The organism is Paenibacillus sp. VCA1, assembly GCF_031583795.1.
In the GTDB taxonomy this organism is placed as follows: domain Bacteria; phylum Bacillota; class Bacilli; order Paenibacillales; family Paenibacillaceae; genus Paenibacillus_AQ; species Paenibacillus_AQ albilobatus.
In genome coordinates this window covers 586,678-605,354 of the sequence record NZ_JAVLSX010000002.1, presented here as the reverse complement: position 1 = coordinate 605,354, position 18,677 = coordinate 586,678, and the positions used below count along the sequence as shown (strand labels likewise).

Below are 18,677 nucleotides of genomic sequence, written 5' to 3'. Positions count from 1 at the left end.
GCAAGAACGTGACCATAAGGAAAGGATGGGCATCGCCAATGAACATCGAATCGCTGAAAGGGAAGTTTATCGAAAAATACGGGGAAGCCGGGCAGGAGATCCGGGTATTTCTGGCTCCGGGACGCGTCAACCTGATCGGAGAGCATATCGACTATAACGGAGGGTACGTGATGCCTGCCGCGCTCGAGTTTGGGACCACCTTGCTTGCGCGCAAACGGGATGACGGCAAAATCCGGCTGGCAACGACGAATTTTCCATATGAGAAGGAATTCGCCGTCAGCGAGCTTGGCCAGGAAAAAACGGGCGAATGGGTGGATTACGCGGTTGGCGTAATGGTTGAAAATAAACAAGCGGGCTGTCCGGTGACGACGGGGTATGACCTTCTTTACCACGGGGAAATCCCGAACGGCGCAGGCCTCTCTTCTTCGGCTTCCATTGAAGTGGTGACGGCATTCGCACTGCAAACGATGGAAGGCTGCGAGCCGGATACGGTAAAAATCGCGCTGCTTTCGCAGCGGGCGGAAAACCAATACGTCGGCGTCAACTGCGGCATCATGGACCAGTTCGCGGTCGCGAACGGAAAACAGGACCATGCGATTTTGCTGATGTGCGATACGCTCGAATACAAGCATGTTCCGTTCCGGACCGGGGCTTACAAAATCGTGATCGGCAATACGAACAAAAGAAGAGGCCTGGTGGATTCGGCATACAACGAACGCAGGCAGCAATGCGAAACGGCGCTCGGCATTTTGAAGGAGGAAGCGGAAGGGCTTGAATACTTGGCCGGCATCAAGCCGGAGCAGTTCGAAACGCTGAAACATCATATCCAGGACGAAACGGTTAGACGGCGCGCGCTGCATGTCGTCGAGGAAAACCAACGGGTGCTGGATTCGGTGGAGGCGCTCAAAAACAACGATCTGAAGCGGTTCGGCGAATTGATGAACGCGTCGCATGATTCGCTGCGCGATTTGTACGAAGTCAGCTGCGAGGAGCTGGACGTCATGGTGGAAGAGGCGCGGCGCATTACGGGAACGCTCGGAGCACGGATGACCGGTGCCGGATTCGGGGGATGCACGGTGTCCCTGGTGCATGAGGATTCGGTGGAGACGTTCGTACGGCAGGTGGGCCAAGCTTATGAACAACGAACGGGATTGAAGGCGGAATTTTACGTTTGCGGCACGGGCGACGGCGTAAAAGAATTGAAGGAGGGCAAATAACATGGCGATTCTCGTAACGGGCGGGGCAGGATATATCGGTTCCCATACGGTAGCGGCGCTGCTGGAACGCGGCGAAGAAGTGGTCGTGCTCGATAATCTGCAGACGGGGCACCGCGGAGCGCTGCTCGGCGGCAAGCTGTACGAAGGGGACCTTCGCGATAAGGAGCTGCTTGCAAAATTGTTCGGCGAAAACTCCATCGACGCCGTCATCCACTTTGCGGCCAATTCGCTTGTCGGCGAAAGCATGCAGAAACCGGTGAAATATTACGACAATAACGTGTACGGCACCTTATGCCTGCTCGAGGCGATGGATGCCGCGAACGTCCGCCGCATCGTGTTTTCTTCGACCGCGGCGACTTACGGCGAGCCGGAGCGCGTACCGATCCAGGAAAGCGACCGGACCCAGCCGACCAACGTTTACGGCGAAACGAAGCTGATGATGGAACGGATGATGTCGTGGTTCGACCAGGTGCTTGGCATCAAATATGTCGCCCTGCGTTATTTTAACGCGGCCGGCGCGCATGACAGCGGCAAAATCGGCGAGGACCACCGTCCGGAAAGCCATCTGATTCCGCTGGTGCTGCAAACCGCGCTGAAGCAGCGCGAAAGCATCGCGGTGTTCGGGGACGATTATCCGACGGAGGACGGCACCTGCATCCGCGACTATATCCATGTGAGCGACCTGGCCGACGCCCATCTCTGCGCGGTGGATTATTTGCGCAAAGGGGATAGCAGCAACGTATTTAACCTCGGCATCGGCGCAGGTTTCTCCGTCAAAGAAGTGATCGAAACGGCGAAAAAGGTGACCGGGCTCGACATTCCGGTTGTCATGCAGGCGCGCCGCGCGGGCGATCCGGCGGTTCTGGTCGCGTCTTCGCAAAAGGCACGGGAAGTGCTCGGCTGGAATCCGAAACGCGAAAAGCTGGAAGACATCATTCAAAGCGCATGGAGCTGGCATCAAAGCCATCCGAACGGCTACGGCGACAATTAAGGAGGAGACATCAGTGAACACGAACGAAGCAAACGGAACGACGGAACTTGGGCAAAAGGCTTTGGCCGCGATCGAACAGCTGGTCCGCTTTGCGCTCGAACGCCGGCTGATCGAACCGCTCGATGAGGATTACAGTCGCAATCTGCTGCTCTCCCTGTTCCGCTTCGACGAGCCTTATCTCGGCGACGAGGCTCCGGAGCCGCTGGAAGGGCCGCAGCCCGCGCTGGACGTATTGATCGATTACGGCTACAGAATCGGGCTTATTCCGGAGAATACCGACACGTACCGCGATTTGCTTGATGCCCAAATTATGGGCGGCTTGATGCCGCGGCCATCGGAAGTGACCCGGGAATTCGGCGAACTGAAGGAAGCGAAAGGCATCGAAGCCGCAACGGACCGATTCTACCAGCTGTCGGTGGACGCCAACTATATCCGGATGGATCGGGTGAACAAAAACGTCTATTGGCAGCATGAGTCGGAATTCGGAGACATCGAAATTACGATCAATCTGTCCAAGCCGGAAAAAAGCCCGAAGGAAATCGCCATGGCGAAGCTGCTGCCGCCACCGGTGTACCCGAAATGCCAGCTGTGCCGCGAAAACGTCGGTTATGCCGGCAGGGTCAACCATCCGGCCCGTCAAAACCTGCGCATCATTCCGCTGAAGCTGAACGGGGAGCCGTGGTTTTTCCAATATTCGCCTTACGTGTACTACAACGAGCACTGCATCGTGTTCCACCGCGATCATGTGCCGATGAAGCTGACGAAGGATACGTTCCGCCGTTTGCTGGCGTTCGTGGATGAGTATCCGCATTATTTTATCGGCTCCAACGCCGATCTGCCGATCGTCGGCGGCTCGATTTTGACCCATGACCATTTCCAAGGGGGACGCCATACCTTCCCGATTCAGAACGCGCCGAAGGAAGCGGTTTTTGCCCATCCGGAATATGACGGGGTCACCGTCGGCATCGTCAAATGGCCGATGTCCGTGCTGCGGCTGACCGGGAAGGACAGCGACGTGCTGCTTGAGCTGGCCGACAAGGTGTATGAATCGTGGAAACGGTACAGCGATCCGGCGGCCGACATTTTGGCTTTCAGCGAAGAAAACGGGAACAAGGTGCCGCATAACACGGTGACGCCGATCGTGCGCCGCACGCCAGACGGAGAATACGAGATGGATTTGGTGCTTAGGAATAACCGGACCAGCGAACAATATCCGGCCGGCATTTTTCACCCCCATCAGGAAATGCATCATATCAAGAAGGAAAATATCGGCTTGATCGAAGTGATGGGGCTCGCGATATTGCCGGGGCGGCTGAAGGAAGAACTCGACCTGACGGCCGAGATCCTTGCCGGAGACCGCGGGCTTTACGAGGCCGTCATGGAGCAGGAAGACCATCCTTTGAACCTGCATAAGCATTGGATCGGGCAATTGGCGGCAAAATACGGAACGAACCGCACGAAAGAGGAAGCCTGGAAGCTTGTGCAGTCCGAGGTGGGCGGCATTTTCGTGGAAATTTTGGGCCATGCGGGCGTATATAAACGGACTGAAACCGGCATGGAAGCGTTCCGCCGATTCGTTGCCCATCTGGGCTGCGCGCCCGTTCAATAAACAGCCTTTTGCTGCTTCTGCCGGGGGCAGACGTTGAAACGATTCGCATATAAACGCACGGTATAATCAAATAGAAACGCGCAAACCGCCTGATCCCGGCCTATCCGGGAGGGCGGTTTGTTTCTTTTTCGGGTGGAGAGGTATAATAAAAAAGCAATCCATTTTTACGCTAGGGAGGCGAACATGCCGTGAACGCATTTGAATTCCATAATCCGACCAAGCTCATCTTTGGCAGAGGCAAGCTTGATACATTAAAAAGAGAAGTGCCGAAATACGGCAAAAACGTCCTGCTCGTATACGGGGGAGGCAGCATCAAGCGCAGCGGTTTGTACGACGACGTGCACGCCCTGCTCAAGGAAATCGGCGCCGAGGTCACCGAATTGAGCGGCGTTGAGCCGAATCCGCGCTTATCCACGGTACATAAAGGCGTAAGCTTGTGCCGCGAGCATCACATCGACCTGATCCTCGCCGTTGGCGGAGGCAGCGTCATCGACTGCGCAAAAGCGATCGCCGTCGGCGCCAAATACGACGGAGACATGTGGGATTTCGTGGAGCGCAAAGCGACCCCGCAGGACGCGCTTCCGCTCGGCACCGTGTTGACGATCGCGGCAACCGGCTCGGAAATGAACGGAGGTTCCGTCATTACGAACGAGAAAACCCAGGAGAAAATGGGATGGGGGAGCCCTTACGCGTTTCCCGCCTTTTCGATCCTGGATCCCGTGCTGACGTTTACGCTGCCTAAAGACCAAACGGTCTACGGCATGGTCGACATGATGTCGCATGTGCTGGAGCATTATTTCCATGCCGAAACGAACACGCCGGTGCAGGACGGCTTCTGCGAAACGGTGCTCCGGACCGTGATCGACACGGCGCCGCGTCTCATCCAGAACCTCGAAAATTACGAAGACCGCTCGACGATCATGTACTGCGGCACGATGGCGCTGAACGGTATGCTCAACATGGGGTTTGCCGGGGACTGGGCGACCCACAACATCGAGCACGCCGTTTCGGCCGTGTACGACATTCCGCACGGCGGCGGTCTGGCGATTTTGTTCCCGAACTGGATGAAATACAATTTGAATTCCAATCCGGGGCGCTTCAAGCAACTGGCCGTCAACGTATTCCATATCGATCCGGCGGGTAAAACCGATGAAGAGGTAGGGCTTGAAGGAATGCAGGCGCTGCGCGACTTCTGGAGCTCCATCGGCGCGCCGAGCCGCCTTGCCGACTATGACATCGACGACAGCCAAATCGAAGTGATGGCCGAGAAAACGGTGCGCTTCGGGCCGTTTGGCAGATTCAGAACGCTGAACAAAGAAGATGTCGTTGAAATCTATAAAATGTCGCTTTAACCGTTAAAAGGAATGCATCCAAGGGATGCGGCGGCCCGCGGGAAAACGCATGAAATGCGGCTTCTCGCGGGCTTTTTTTAATGAATGGGAATTTATCGTTTCGGGTGTCCCCGAAAGTGCCGGAATCGGCTTCGAGGTCATAGTCTAGGCCCACACCGTGACGCGCAAAAACCATTGCCGGCGGCTCGAAGCCGGCAATGGTTTTTGGGAAATCTTTTTAAGGAATGCGTGGAAAGCCTAGAGCGTAGGAGGCGGCCATTTACTTGGTGGAAGATTCCGAATCGCCGGTTTGCGTGCCGCCCGAGCCGCTTTGCGCCGGCGCTCCGTTTGCGGCTGCATCCCCTTGGTTCCGGAATCCGCCGGGACGGCCCGGCCCGCGTCCGCCGCCGCCGGTCGTTACGCCCGACTCGTTCACGTAAGTGACCGCGTCGCCAAGCTTGAAGCTGACGACCTTCGTTCCGCCGGTCAGCTTGCCGCCCGTGTACAAGCCGTCCTTCGCCGAGCCGCTGGATTTGCCGCCCGTATAGAAGGCGTATGTGTATCCGGACTTCAGATCCGGCGTCGAAATGACGATGGTCTGGATATCTTTGGCCGGTGCAAAGCTTAAGATTGGCGTCCCTTTGCCGTCGGCCAGCGTTACTAGTGTGCCTGCTTTCACGGTGCTCGGGAATGTCATAAGAACCGAACGCTGCGGCGAGGATTCGGATGGCGCTTGGGCCATGCCCGCGCTTCCCGCGGCAACCAGCAGGCCGCCGGACTGCTCGAACGTGCCGTCATAGTCCAGGGCGCCGTTGCCGCCCGATGTCGGACCGTTCACCAGCACGGTGCCGCCGGTCATCGTAATGGAGCCGTTGGCGTCCAGGCCGTCGCCTTGCGCGTTCACCGTCAAATAGCCGCCGCTGATCGTAAGTTTTGCGTTGCCGGCGCTTCCACCCGGTCCGCCAGGCATGCCTTGACCGTCCGGACGCTGCTGGGCGCCGCTTTGGTCGGCCGAACCGTCCTGCGCGGCCTGGCCGCTGCCGTTCGCCTGCGCATTGGACGGCGCCGTGCCTGAACTAGGCTGCGCGCTGCCGCCGGTTTGCGCTGTTGTTCCGGACTGCGCCCGGCCGCCTGCCGCTTGATCCGCCGCCTGTCCCGGCATGCCTGCCGGCGGCTCGCCGCCGAACATTCCTCCCGGACCTTCCCCGCTGCCGCTTCCGTCGGCCGCATTCACGCCGTCATCGCTGGAGACGACATGGATCTCGCCGCCCGAGATGAGGATATCCGCGGCTTCAATGCCTTCGTAGCTGTTTTTGACGTTTACTTTTCCGCCGGAGATGACGATCGACACATCGGCATGGATGCCGTCGTCGCCGGTGGCGAGATCCAGCCGGCCGCCGGAGACCAGGATGCTGCCGTTGCTGTGCACGGAATCATCCGCCGAGTCGATGCCGAACGTTCCTCCCGAAACCGAAATGCCCGCTTCCGCCTTGAGGCCTTTCATGCTTTTCGATTCGCTCTCCCCATTAGCCGCCTGAGCGTCATCTTTCCCGGCCGAGATGCCGCTTTCCGCATTCGCTCCGTCATCCTTCGCCTGGGAACCCGCGTTTGAAGCCGCCGCCGTCGAATCCTTCGCCGAGTCCGCATTCGCGCCGCCGTCCGTTGCCTGAGCGGCCGTCCGACCGTTTTGCCCGCCGCTTCCCGGCTGGCCGCCGAAATCGGGACGCCACATCGGCATTTCCTCCTCGTGCGGCTCGGCGTTTGCGCTGCCTCCGCCGGTCACCACATCGTAGGTCCCGCCGGCGATCAACAGCGATGCGGCTGCCTGGAATCCGTCGCTCCCGGATTCGATAGCAAACGTCCCGTCTTCGATGACAAGGTAGCCTTTGTCCTTGTCGCCGTCATAGGTCGTCTTGAAGCCGTCGCCTCCGGCATTGACGTGAACGGTGCCGGCCTTGACCGCAGCCAAGTCGCGGCCGACGATGCCGTCGTCGGCCGCGTTCACGTCGAGCGTGCCGCTGACGATCTTCAAATTATCCTTGCTCGTTATGCCGTCCTTGTAGTTCGCCTGCACGGTCAGTTTGCCCGTGCCGTTGATCGTCAGATCGTCCTTGCTGTACAGCGCCGCCGTCGGGGCATCTTCGGACGTATCCGCGTAGGTTTTGCCGTCCGACAAGGTGTTGCTCGTGCCTTCGTTCAGCGTCAGCACGGTTTTGCCGGCCTTTTTAACCTGGATGGCAGGGCCGTCCGGGTTCACGATCTGCGCGCCGTTCAGCACCAAATGAACGACATCGTCCTTGCCGGCGTCCACCACGATGCTTCCGCTTTGCAGCTTGCCGCTGATCACGTACGTTCCGGCTGAGGATATCGTAACGTCGCCGCCGCTCGCTTTCGCGCCGGAACCGTTCACGGCAGCGCCCGTGCCGTTCAGCGTAATGGCCGCGGCATCGCTCGCCGTCCATTCGGCGGATGTGTCATCGCTGTCATACTCCACGAGATCCTTGATTTTAAGGCTTGCCAGCTGCGCGTTGGCTTTGCCCGCATCCACCGCCGCTGCAGTTGTTTCGGCCGCCGTTCCGTCCGCTTCTGCCGTGTCGCCTGCCGCATTGGTCGTGCAGCCGGAGGCCAGCATGGCCGACAGGATCAAAATCGCGGCAAACTTATTTTTGTAGGATGGTTTCATGGTTCAACCTCTTTTCGTTTAATATTCCTGCACCGCAGGGTTCATCGTCAGCGTGATGTCTAGATTGCCGTTGCGGGTCCGTACGGCGTCCAAAAATTCCTTCTGGTTCGTCTGCGGCCCCATTTTTACCGAATACACGACCTCGTACAAGCTCCCCAGCTCGGTGGTTTTCACCTTCTTCAGCTCGTACTCGACGCCATGCTTGCGGAATACCTCCTCAAAGGCTTCTTCGTACCCGAGATTTTCCGGAATGGTGATTTTGAGCAGTTTGAGATCGTCTTTTCTCGTGCCGAATCGGACTTTTCTGAGCACGTACATCAGTCCGCAAAGGATGACGGTGAACAAGACGGCATATCCGAAAGCGCCGACGCCGGCGGACAGCCCGGCAGCCATCGAAAACAGCACGTAGGATATATCCTTGGCATCCCCCGGCGCGCTCCGGAACCGGATGATCGAGAAGGCGCCGGCCAAGCTGAACGCCCTGGCGATGTTGCTGCCGATCAGCAAAATGATGATGGCGACGATCGCCGGCAGAATCATCATCGTCAGCGTGAAGCTTTGCGAATAGACAGGCTGCGTTTTCATGTACGTAAAGCTGATGATGGCGCCCAGGACGATGGCCACGGCCAAGGTCAAAAGCGCGCGGGATAACGATAGGTCCGTATCCGCGGCGGACGCGTTCAAGATGGAATCGATCATAAAACAACTCTCTCCCTTTCCACGACCTGCGCATTTGCGTTTCGAATCGATTTTTTGTATTCATTCCCGTATTTGGAGAAGCCGGTGCGGTACAGTTGATGCTCGGACAACATTTTGGACAGCCACACCGGCACCGTTTTTTCGGCTTTGACTTCCATCAGCCATTGCCCCCGCTCCAGCAGCGGGTCGCCGTAATCGCCGGCCTCGAGCCGCAGGTCGTAACGCCGCGAGCGGATGTTTGTATCGAAGGTGATCCGCAGATCCCGGTTGCCTTTGCAGAACAGGGCGATGCGGTCGTACGCCAGGTACACCATCGGCCGCAGCTCGTACCTGCTTAAAAAATATTCGATTTCGCCGATGACCTGCTTGTTCATGCCTTTCCGGAATGCCGGCGGCAGGCCCGTCCGCACAAACTCGTACGCTTCGTTCAGCTTGAGCGAGGTTCTTCTTTTGTTCACCAGGCCGAACACTTTTTTCTTCAGCTCCAGATATACCTTGGCATCGCCGTCCGGCACGCCGTATGACCGGATCCGCAGCTTTTCCCGATATTTGGGCTTGGCCAAACTGGTGCGGATGAGGGTATGGCAGTCCGTATCGTAATACAGGTTGCTGATGGTGTAGAACTTGTCGTCCTTGTTGTTTTCATCCGGCTCCATATATGCCATCAAGTCGTTATAAATATCGTAGAAAGCTTTGGTGTCCATCACATATTTGTTCTCATACCGGTTAAACACTTCGATGGCCATCATGATTTCGCTCCTTTCCTCACAAACGGATTGATCGGGTCATCGCCCTTACGGATTTGAGCTTAATGGCCTAACCTTTAACGAATCTTAAACATTGCGATAACATTCCGTTTACATTGGCGATTACAAAACGGGGAGGCCTTTGCCGTTGGACGACGCAGTTGAACCGGATCGGCCGCAACCTCATGCCACCCGCTTTGACGCAAGCGAGATACCGCTTGGCAGGTTGGCTTTTTAAAGGTTGGTTAAAGGTTCGCCTATTACAATCAGGCCATGGAACGATTCATATAGAGGAAAAGAAGGGGATTACGACTATGCGCGTATTGATTGTGGAAGACGAGATACATTTGGCGGAAGCGCTGACCCAAATTTTGAAAAAACAACATTATTCCGTCGACGCCGTTTATGACGGCCTGACGGGTCTCGATAACGCCCTCAGCGGCATTTACGATTTGCTGCTGCTCGATATCATGCTGCCGGAGATGGACGGCATCACGCTGCTGCGGACGATTCGTGCCGAGGGCATCGCCACGCCGGTCATCCTGCTTACGGCCAAAGGGGAAATTTCCGACACGATTGCGGGGCTGGACTGCGGAGCCGACGATTACGTCGCCAAGCCGTTTTCTACGGGCGAGCTGTTGGCGCGCATTCGGGCGGTTTTGCGGCGAAAAGGCGAGGTGGTCCCGGAGGACAGCCTGAAATTCGCGGACATCGAGCTGAATACGTCCATGCTGAAGCTGAGCTGCAAGGGCAAGGAGCTGAAGCTGATTTTGAAGGAAAGCGAGCTGCTGGAGCTGCTGATGCTGCGAAAACAGGCGGTGACCTCCAAGGAGCAAATGATCGAGAAGTTATGGGGTTTCGACTCCGATGCCGAACATAACAACGTCGAAGTCTACATTTCGTTTCTGCGGAAAAAGCTGGCTTTTTTAGGCGCTTCGGCGCGGATCACCACGATCCGGGGCGTCGGTTACGTATTGGAGGCGACATCATAATGTTCAGGAAGCTGCGCAACCGGTTTTTGCTGATGAACATGGCCATTATCACGATTATCATGCTGGTCGCGTTTACGGCCATTTATACGATCACGTATCAAAACGTCCGCCGCGATATCGGCATGGAGCTTCAGCGCGTTTCGGAGTTTTACCATAAAGAGGGAGGGCCCGGCAAAAAAGATTCGGGGAAAACGCCGTCGTCGCCCGGGGCGCAGGAAGAGAGCGACGCTGCCGCAAAGGCCGAAAACGGCCGGCAGCTTGCTTCGCCGCTGGACTCCGGCACCGCCGGACGGGAGCCGGATACCGCCGATTCCGGTTCGGAGGAAGTCGTAGGTCCGTCATCGAACGGCGGCAACGGCGGTTCCGTCCAAACCGGGGATTCCGGCTCTTCACAGCCTCTTAAGGGGGAAGTCGATATGCACCGCCTCAAGGATGGAGGCCAAACACCGCCTCCGGAGCTTTCCGTTGCGTTCGAGCTGAAGACGGACCGGGAATGGAATCTGCTAAAAACCAATTCCCGTTTCGAAATGGATGCGGACTTCTACGAGGCGGCCAAAAAACAAGCGGCGCAAAGCCCGGTACGGAACGGCCAGGTCATGCTGGACGGGACGCGCTGGGCGTACAGCGTGCTGCCGACGCCGAACGGATATTCCGTCGTGTATTTGGATGTGACCGCCCAGCTCAAAATCATCAAAAACCTGATTTACACCTTTTTGGCTGTAGCGCTGGTGATGCTGGCCGTCATTTACGCGACAAGCCGTTATTTTGCCAACCGCTCGATTGAACCCGTCCGCAAAGCCTTCGACAAGCAAAAACAGTTCATCGCCGACGCTTCGCATGAACTGAAGACGCCGCTGGCGGTCATTAACACGAACGCCGACGTCCTTTTGGCTAACGGCGAAGAAACGATCCTGTCCCAGTCCAAATGGCTGCAGCATATCAAGTCGGAAACCGAGCGCATGAAAACCCTGACGAACGATCTGTTGTATCTAACCCAAATGGACGATGGGCCCGAGCATGTCATTTTCGTACCGTTCGATCTCAGCGAAGCCGTCGAAAGCGTCATGTTGACGATGGAAGCCGTCATATTCGAAAAAGAGCTCGCCTTCACGTATGAAATCGAACCTCGATTAACCATAACGGGAAGCAGCGAGCAGGTGAAGCAGGTGGTCATGATTTTGCTGGACAACGCCATCAAATACGCCAACCCGGGAGGGGCCATCCATCTTGAGCTGAAAAAACAGCATAACCGCCCGCTGCTGACGGTGACAAACACGGGCGCGGGCATCGCGCCGGAACATTTGAACCATATTTTCGACCGTTTTTACCGCGCCGATGTTTCCCGCTCGCGCAAGCACGGAGGATACGGCCTCGGCCTGGCGATTGCCAAGTCGATCGTGGAAGGTCATAAAGGGAAAATTTCCGCAAAAAGCGTGCCAAACGGCAAGACGAGTTTTTACGTCCAGTTGGGGTAATTGGCGGCTGTGGTCAAGTAGACAATCGAAACGAAGAAAGGTTCCCGCTTGCAGCCGTTTCGCCAAGATTTTATCAGAGAGGAAATATTTGAAACAAATCGAACCTTATTACGTATATCCTTATATAGGCAGTTTGAACATATTTGGGGGATTTTGCAAAAGTCTAATGAAAGCGGGTTTCCAAGCGGCAATAGGTGGATCGAAGGGGTATGTTTCCACGATTGCGATCCGGAAGCGGACGGATTGACGAATTTTGCAAAATCCCGGCATGGGAGGATGCGACCATGGAAACGCTTTTCTGGAGCTGTCTTGCAGGCGGAATTCTGTTTGCGGTGGTCAGCGTCGTTTTGGGAGATCTGGTCAGCCATGCCCTTGACGGGCTGCTCGACTTTTTGTCGGTCGATTTCCTGAAGCCGATGGTCATCGCAAGCGCAGTGACGGTGTTTGGGGGTGCAGGCGTTTTATTGGAGCGCTATACGGGATGGGGCGGCCTGCCGGTGATTTTGCTGTCGGCGGCGGCAGCGGTGATCATTTCGGCGCTGGTCTATTGGTTTTACGTCAGGCCGATGGACAACAGCGAAAATTCCACCGCCTATTCCATCCGCGAGCTGTCAGGGCGCATCGGCGAAGTCACCATCCCGATTCCCGAAACGGGTTTCGGCGAGGTCATGATCAAGCTTGGCGCCGGGAACACGGTTCATATCGCCTCAAGCTTCGATCGCCATTTGCTGGCAGCCGGCACTAGGGTTGTCGTCGTTGACGTGCTTGACGGGGTACTGCGTGTCGCCAAATTAGACGAGAGAAGAGGAGATGTTGTTTGATGGATTTGCCGGATTACCTGATCATTCCAATCATTGTCGTCGGGGTTATTATTGTGCTGGGATTGGCCTTCTGGGCCCGCTACAAAACGGTTGGGCCGGACGAAGCCATGATCGTGACCGGTTCCTTTTTGGGTAACAAAAACATCGCGGAGGATGAATCGGGGCGGAAAATCAAAATCGTCCGCGGGGGCGGCGCGTTTATTTTGCCCGTATTCCAGCGGTCGGAATTTATTTCGCTGCTTTCCCACAAGCTGGACGTATCAACGCCCGAGGTTTACACCGAGCAAGGGGTGCCGGTCATTGCCGACGGCGTCGCGATCATCAAGGTAGGCAGCTCGATCGAAGACGTCGCAACCGCGGCGGAGCAATTTATCGGCAAGCCGATCGACGCGCTGAAGGGCGAAGCCCAAGAGGTGCTGGAAGGTCATCTGCGCGCGATTCTCGGCTCCATGACCGTGGAGGAAGTATACCGGAACCGCGATAAATTCGCGCAGGAGGTTCAAGGCGTAGCGGCTCGCGACTTGAAGAAAATGGGACTGCAGATCGTTTCCTTTACGATCAAGGACGTGCGCGACAAGCAGGGTTATCTCGATGCGCTGGGCAAGCCGCGGATTGCGGCGGTGAAGCGGGATGCCGAAATCGCGGAAGCCGAAGCGATGCGGGATGCGCGGATTCAGAAGGCGAACGCGGAAGAACAGGGGCAAAAGGCAGAACTGCTGCGCGACACCAACATCGCCGAAGCGACCAAGGAAAAAGAGCTGAAGGTTGCCTCCTTTAAGAAGGAGCAGGACACCGCGAAGGCGGAAGCCGACCAGGCGTACCACATCCAGGAAGCCCGCGCGAAGCAAACGATGGTCGAAGAACAGATGAAGGTCGAACTGGTCCGCAAGGAGCGCGAAATCGACCTGCAGGAAAAAGAAATCATGGTTCGCCAAAAGCAATACGACGCCGAAGTGAAGAAAAAAGCGGATGCCGACCGTTACGCCGTCGAGCAGGCGGCCGAGGCGGATAAAGCGCGCAAAATGCGCGAGGCCGACGCTTTGCAGTATTCGATCGAAACGCAGGCCAAAGCTTCCGCGGAGCAAAAACGGCTTGAAGGCCAGGCGATTGCCGATGCCGAGCGGGCCAAGGGTACCGCCGAAGCTGAAGTCATTCGCCTCCGCGGTTTGGCCGAAGCGGAAGCGAAGGAAAAGCTGGCGGAGGCATTCCAGAAGTTCGGCGAAGCGGCGGTGCTGGACATCATCGTCAAAATGCTGCCTGAGCTGGCCGGCAAAATCGCGCAGCCGATCTCCTCGATCGACAAGCTTACCGTGGTGGATACGGGCAAAGGCGAAGGCGCGGCCCGCGTAAGCAATTATGTGACGGAGCTGATGTCCACCGCGCCGGAAATGCTGAAAAACGTGTCCGGCATCGACGTGGAAGGGCTGATCAAAAACTTGACCGGCAAATCCAAGTCCGCTCCAGTCGTGGCCCAGCATGCGCAGCAGGAACGCGGGCTGGTGAATCTGGAGGCGGGGGCGGCGAAAGAGGAATAGTTTCGGCCGCTGCATACATTGCGAAGGACTCGCAAAAAAGAGAAGGCATGGGACAGGAAGAGAGGCTCCGTCCCATGCCTTTTTCGTAGTGTTTTTCATGACGGAATAGTCTTCGGACATGCCGAAGGCTGCATTTCTCATTTCGTATTGCACGAAATGCCTAATTAAAAAAGCGGCCCAAGCAACAACTGGCTTGGGCCGCCTTCTTTATTTTGTATTCAGGCGCTGCTTAGCAGGCTTAACTGCAGGCGCAGTTCAGCACCGGCTTGCGCGCGGCGGCCGTTTCGTCCAAACGGGTGACCGGCGTGCCGTATGGGGCGTTCAGCAGCAGCTCCGGCTGTTCCTCGGCTTCCTTGGCGATTTGGATCATCGTGTCGATGAAAGCGTCGAGCGTGTCCTTGCTCTCCGTTTCCGTCGGTTCGATCATCATGCATTCATCGACGTTCAGCGGGAAGTAGATGGTCGGCGGATGATACCCGAAGTCGAGCAGCCGTTTCGCCACGTCCAGCGTGCGGACGCCGTATTGTTTGAGCGGCGTGCCGGACATGACGAATTCATGCTTGCAAATGCCCGGATACGGAATGTCGTAATAAGGCTCGAGGCGTTTCATCATGTAATTGGCGTTCAGCACGGCGCATTCGGACACGCGGCGCAGTCCTTCGGGACCGTAGCTCCGCATGTAGGTATAGGCGCGGACGAGAATGCCGAAGTTGCCGTAATAGGCTTTTACGCGGCCGATCGACGATTCGTTAGCGCCGTCCAGCGTATACGTGCCGTTTTCTTTTTTCGAGACGACCGGACCCGGAAGGAAAGGCACGAGCAGGCTTTTGACGCCGACCGGACCGGCGCCGGGACCGCCGCCGCCATGGGGCGTGCTCATCGTTTTGTGCAGATTCAGGTGCACGACGTCAAAGCCCATGTCGCCCGGGCGGGTAATGCCCATAATCGCGTTGGAATTGGCGCCGTCGTAATACAGAAGCCCGCCGGCCTCGTGAACGATGGCCGCGATCTCCTGGATCTGTTCCTCGAACAAGCCGAGCGTATTCGGGTTGGTGAGCATCAGGGCGGCCGTATCGCCGCCCACCGCCGCGCGCAGCGCGTCAAGGTCGACGAGCCCTTTGTCCGTGGACGGGATCGTGATGGTCTTGAGCCCGGCGACCGATGCGCTGGCCGGGTTGGTGCCATGCGACGAGTCCGGCACGATAACCTTGTCGCGACGTTCCCCGCGGCTTTCATGATACGCACGGATCATCATCAGGCCGGTCCATTCGCCGTGGGCGCCGGCAGCAGGCTGCAGCGTGACCGCATCCATGCCGGTGAGCCCTGCCAAATCCTGCTGCAGCTGATACATGAGCTCAAGCGCGCCCTGGATGCTTTCTTCGGGCTGGTAAGGATGGATTTTGGCAAAACCCGGGTAACGGGCCACGTCTTCATTGACTTTCGGATTGTATTTCATCGTGCACGACCCGAGCGGGTAAAACCCGTTGTCCACGCCGAAATTGCGGCGCGACAGCTCGGTATAGTGCCGGATGACGTCCACCTCGTACACCTCCGGCAGCGCCGCAGGCTCGCTGCGCAGCATGGAGGCCGGAATCACGGTTTCCGCTTCCAGCTCCGGCACGTCGAGTTCCGGCAGGGAATAGGCGATGCGGCCCGGATGGCTCAACTCGAATATCAACGCTTTTTCCTGGTTCATAAACAGCCCTCCAGCAGTGATGCGAATTGGTCGATCTGTTCTTTCGTTCTGCGTTCCGTTACGGCGACCAGCATTTGGCCTGCAAGCTCCGGATAAGAGCGGCCAAGGTCGTAACCGCCCAGGAAACCTTCCTTAAGCAGCTTGGCATTGACGTCCGCGACCGACGTGCCTTCGGGAAGCTGGATCACGAATTCGTTGAAATAAGGAGAGGTATGCGGCAGCGTCACGCCAGGCACCTTTGCGAGCCGTTCCGCGGCATAATGGCTTTTTTGCAGGTTCAGCTTGCCGACCTCGATCAATCCCTGCTTGCCCATCACCGACAGATAGACGGAAGCGCAAAGCGCAAGTAACGCCTGGTTCGAGCAGATGTTGGAGGTGGCTTTTTCCCGGCGAATATGCTGTTCGCGGGCCTGAAGCGTCAGAACGAAGCCGCGTTTGCCGTTCCGGTCGACCGTCTGGCCGACGATGCGGCCGGGCATTCTGCGCATATGGTCCTTGGACACCGCAAAAAATCCGCAGGTCGGTCCGCCGAACGACGACGCAATGCCAAGCGGCTGAGCGTCCCCGACCACGATGTCGGCGCCAAGCTTGCCCGGAGCTTCCAGCAGCCCAAGCGAGAGCGGGTTGGAGCTTACGACCAGCAGGCCTTTGCGGCCGTGCACCAGCTCTCCGATGGCGGCGAGGTCTTCGACCGAGCCGAAAAAGTTCGGGTTCTGCACGAGTACGGCGGCCGTATCGTCCGAAACGGCTTGGGCCAGCTCGTTCATGTCCGTTACCCCGTTGCTCGTACCGACCTCGACGATGTCCAGGCCTAAGCCCCGCGCATACGTATGAAGCACTTGCCTTGATTCCGGATGAACCGCCGCGGAGACGACAAGCTTGGTCCGTTTGGTGGCGGCGCTCGCCAGGGAACCGGCCTCCGCAAGGGCCGTCGCGCCGTCATACATGCTTGCATTGGCTACGGCCATGCCCGTCAGTTCGCAAATATAAGATTGGAATTCGAATATCGCCTGCAGCTCGCCTTGGCTGATTTCAGGCTGGTACGGCGTGTAGGCGGTATAAAATTCCGATCGGGAAACGACATGGTTGATGACGGAAGGAATATGATGATCATAAAGTCCGGCGCCAAGGAAGCTGGCGTATTGGTCGGTGTTGGCGTTTTTGGCGGCCAGCGCGGACAGGTGGGTCGTGAGGGCGTACTCGTCCAGCCGCTTGGAGACCGGAAGCTCCCCCTTGAAACGGATTTCTTCGGGAATATCCTTAAAAAGATCTTCGATCGAATTCACACCGACGGTTTTCAGCATTTCCTGCTGATCCTGCTCGGTCATCGGCAAATAACGGTGCTTCACTTGGAGTCAGCTCCTTTTCGGGCTCGTTTATAGAATGGGACGTTGACAACTTCGGCTTTCAGGCGTTTGCCCCGCACGTCGACCTCTACCTGCGTGCCGACGGCGGCGTAACGGCTGTCGATGAGCGCCAGCCCCAAATTCCGCTTCAGCGTAGGGGATTGGGTACCCGTCGTAATTTCGCCGATCGGTTCGTCCCCGGAATATACCGCGTAATGCGAGCGGGGAATCCCCCGGTCGATCATTTCCACGCCGACCAGTTTGCGCGGCACGCCGGCATCCTTCTGACGCTGCAGCGCTTCTTTGCCGATAAAATCATCCTTGCCCAGCTTGACGAAAAAGCCGATCCCGCCTTCCAGCGGGGAGATGTCTTCGGACAGCTCTTGCCCGTAAAGCGGCAGCTTGGCTTCGAACCGGAGCGTGTCGCGCGCACCTAGACCGGCGGGAAGCAGGCCGAAGGTTTCGCCGCGCTCGAGCAATCCGCTCCATACGGCCGCGGCATCTTGGGCAGGCAGGTAGATTTCGAAGCCGTCCTCGCCGGTGTATCCGGTGCGCGAGATGAGGACGGACGCGCCGAACAGCGATACGTTTTGCAGGAAATGAAACGCGCCGAGCTTCGTCAAATCGCAATCGACAAGGGGGGCGAGAATCTCTTCCGCTTTGGGTCCCTGGAGCGCGAGAAGAGCCGTTTCATCGGACCGGTCCGTCATCCGCACCCCGTCCGTGAGATGCTCTTGGAGCCACTGCCAGTCTTTGCCGATGTTTGACGCATTGACGACAAGCATGTATGACGCTTCCGCGAGCTTATATACCAACAGATCGTCAACGACGCCGCCGTCCGGATAACACATCGCGCTGTATTGCGCTTGCCCCGGGGCGAGAACGGTTACATCATTGACGGTCATATGCTGAAGGAAGCTTTCCGCCTGCGGGCCGCCAACCCAAAATTCGCCCATGTGGGACACGTCGAATAAACCCGCGGCTTCGCGGACCGCCTCATGTTCTTTGTGGATGCCGCTGAACTGGACCGGAAGCTCCCAGCCTCCGAAATCGATGCAGCGCACGCCCGGAATTTCGGCATACAGCGGGTAAAGCGGGGTTCGTTTAAGCTCGGACACGTTTCCATCACCTTCTCTTTACATTTTTTAAGCACAAAAAGGACAGGCAAAAGAACAAGCATGCCGATGCACGGCATACCGCTTCTTCCGCTCTGTCCTTGGTACCTGAGAGTTACTTTGCTTAACGGCCAAAAAGGGTTTACAAGACTTCACACCACTTCAGTGCCGGTCAACAAATTTCCCCTTGGGTGATTCTTTCGCTTAAGAATTCTCTCCAGAGATGCGTCCGGTAATGGTCCTTTTGCCTGAGAGATTCCCCCGCCTCCCGCGGGCTTACTCCTTCGGCGTCACCAGTGAACAGTAATCTCTCCCATTACTTTCATCCGCTATTGTATTGTCTAATACCATTAATACTCAAAGCTTATATGAATGTCAACAACAATATCGGTTATGAAGACGGACCCTGAGAAGGGCGATG

14 protein-coding genes and 2 riboswitches are annotated in these 18,677 nt (G+C 57.2%); of the genes, 8 read left to right on the top strand and 6 right to left on the bottom strand.

Annotated features, from left to right (window positions below; all coding sequences use genetic code 11):
• Window positions 1–38: 38 nt before the first annotated feature.
• The 4 genes from RJP21_RS06330 (at window position 39) to RJP21_RS06315 (ending at window position 5,169) form a co-directional block, all read left to right on the top strand.
• The gene (locus RJP21_RS06330; RefSeq protein WP_310858542.1) at window positions 39–1,217 is read left to right on the top strand and encodes a galactokinase; all 1,179 of its coding nucleotides are present in this window, start codon (window positions 39–41) and stop codon (window positions 1,215–1,217) included.
• 1 nt (window position 1,218) lies between these two features.
• On the top strand, window positions 1,219–2,208 hold the full coding sequence (galE, locus tag RJP21_RS06325; RefSeq protein WP_310858541.1) for a UDP-glucose 4-epimerase GalE: 990 nt from the start codon (window positions 1,219–1,221) through the stop codon (window positions 2,206–2,208).
• 13 nt (window positions 2,209–2,221) lie between these two features.
• Window positions 2,222–3,817, top strand: coding sequence for a UDP-glucose--hexose-1-phosphate uridylyltransferase (locus RJP21_RS06320; protein WP_310858540.1), 1,596 nt, complete (start codon window positions 2,222–2,224; stop codon window positions 3,815–3,817).
• A gap of 188 nt (window positions 3,818–4,005) precedes the next feature.
• A complete protein-coding gene (locus RJP21_RS06315; protein ID WP_310858539.1) occupies window positions 4,006–5,169 on the top strand; it encodes an iron-containing alcohol dehydrogenase in 1,164 nt (387 codons plus the stop codon).
• Between the two features lie 259 nt (window positions 5,170–5,428).
• On the opposite strand, the gene RJP21_RS06310 is transcribed toward RJP21_RS06315, so the two are convergent.
• The 3 genes from RJP21_RS06310 to RJP21_RS06300 are packed head-to-tail and all read right to left on the bottom strand — an operon-like array spanning window position 5,429 to window position 9,276.
• The gene (locus tag RJP21_RS06310; protein WP_310858538.1) at window positions 5,429–7,831 is read right to left on the bottom strand and encodes a carbohydrate-binding domain-containing protein; all 2,403 of its coding nucleotides are present in this window, start codon (window positions 7,829–7,831) and stop codon (window positions 5,429–5,431) included.
• 18 nt (window positions 7,832–7,849) lie between these two features.
• Window positions 7,850–8,530 (bottom strand): DUF4956 domain-containing protein, encoded by a 681-nt coding sequence (locus RJP21_RS06305; RefSeq protein ID WP_310858537.1) that lies wholly within the window; start codon window positions 8,528–8,530, stop codon window positions 7,850–7,852.
• Entirely contained in the window at window positions 8,527–9,276 is a 750-nt protein-coding gene (locus RJP21_RS06300) for a polyphosphate polymerase domain-containing protein (protein ID WP_310858622.1), read from the bottom strand. Before RJP21_RS06300 ends, RJP21_RS06305 begins: the two co-directional genes overlap by 4 nt.
• 314 nt (window positions 9,277–9,590) lie before the next feature.
• Here RJP21_RS06300 and RJP21_RS06295 point away from each other — a divergent pair, with 314 nt between their 5' ends.
• From RJP21_RS06295 to RJP21_RS06280, 4 genes are all read left to right on the top strand, one after another.
• Window positions 9,591–10,268 carry a response regulator transcription factor gene (locus RJP21_RS06295; protein WP_310858536.1) on the top strand — a complete coding sequence of 226 codons (678 nt, stop codon included), beginning with the start codon at window positions 9,591–9,593 and terminating at the stop codon, window positions 10,266–10,268.
• Window positions 10,268–11,743, top strand: a complete 1,476-nt coding sequence (locus RJP21_RS06290) for a sensor histidine kinase (protein WP_310858535.1) — start codon at window positions 10,268–10,270, stop codon at window positions 11,741–11,743. Before RJP21_RS06295 ends, RJP21_RS06290 begins: the two co-directional genes overlap by 1 nt.
• 284 nt (window positions 11,744–12,027) lie before the next feature.
• The gene (locus RJP21_RS06285; protein WP_160043489.1) at window positions 12,028–12,564 is read left to right on the top strand and encodes an NfeD family membrane protein; all 537 of its coding nucleotides are present in this window, start codon (window positions 12,028–12,030) and stop codon (window positions 12,562–12,564) included.
• Window positions 12,564–14,099, top strand: coding sequence for a flotillin lipid rafts scaffold protein FloT (locus RJP21_RS06280; protein WP_310858534.1), 1,536 nt, complete (start codon window positions 12,564–12,566; stop codon window positions 14,097–14,099). Before RJP21_RS06285 ends, RJP21_RS06280 begins: the two co-directional genes overlap by 1 nt.
• Before the next feature lie 238 nt (window positions 14,100–14,337).
• Here the strand turns inward: RJP21_RS06280 and gcvPB are convergent, their stop codons facing one another.
• From gcvPB to gcvT, 3 genes are read right to left on the bottom strand one after another with little or no spacing between them, the layout of a single operon-like run.
• Entirely contained in the window at window positions 14,338–15,795 is a 1,458-nt protein-coding gene (gene gcvPB / locus RJP21_RS06275; RefSeq protein WP_310858533.1) for an aminomethyl-transferring glycine dehydrogenase subunit GcvPB, read from the bottom strand.
• Entirely contained in the window at window positions 15,792–17,123 is a 1,332-nt protein-coding gene (gene gcvPA, locus RJP21_RS06270) for an aminomethyl-transferring glycine dehydrogenase subunit GcvPA (protein WP_397386187.1), read from the bottom strand. The genes gcvPB and gcvPA overlap by 4 nt, the downstream gene beginning before the upstream one ends.
• A gap of 17 nt (window positions 17,124–17,140) precedes the next feature.
• Entirely contained in the window at window positions 17,141–18,259 is a 1,119-nt protein-coding gene (gene gcvT, locus RJP21_RS06265) for a glycine cleavage system aminomethyltransferase GcvT (RefSeq protein ID WP_310858531.1), read from the bottom strand.
• Between the two features lie 82 nt (window positions 18,260–18,341).
• Window positions 18,342–18,482, bottom strand: a riboswitch (glycine riboswitch).
• A riboswitch (glycine riboswitch) is annotated at window positions 18,483–18,582 on the bottom strand. It abuts the riboswitch before it with no gap.
• Window positions 18,583–18,677: the final 95 nt, after the last annotated feature.